Annotated in this window: 1 pseudogene; it reads left to right on the top strand. The window is 71.8% G+C overall.

What is annotated here, in order from left to right:
* A pseudogene (locus RM572_RS29675) lies at positions 1-255 on the top strand (DUF2795 domain-containing protein); the annotation flags it as partial.

Here is a 255-nt window from a genome sequence, read left to right as displayed (position 1 = left end):
GCCCGCTGCACGACGACGAGCTGAAGGCCGAGATGCAGGGCGAGCTCAAGGCCGACCGCTCCACACGAGCGGAGGAGGAGTTCGAACTGGAGCCCTCCGGTGAGGACCAGCCGGAGGCCAGCCGTGCGCCGGACGAGGCGATGCACGGCGGCACGCCTCCCGGTATGAGTGACGACGACGTCGAGCTGCGCTCCGACCTCGCCCGGCATCTCGGCCCCGGCCTGTACCCGACGGACCGGGACGGGGTGCTGGACA

It is taken from the genome of Streptomyces hazeniae (genome assembly GCF_031845485.1).
GTDB lineage: Bacteria > Actinomycetota > Actinomycetes > Streptomycetales > Streptomycetaceae > Streptomyces > Streptomyces hazeniae.
This window is presented reverse-complemented; position numbering and strand designations above follow the sequence as displayed.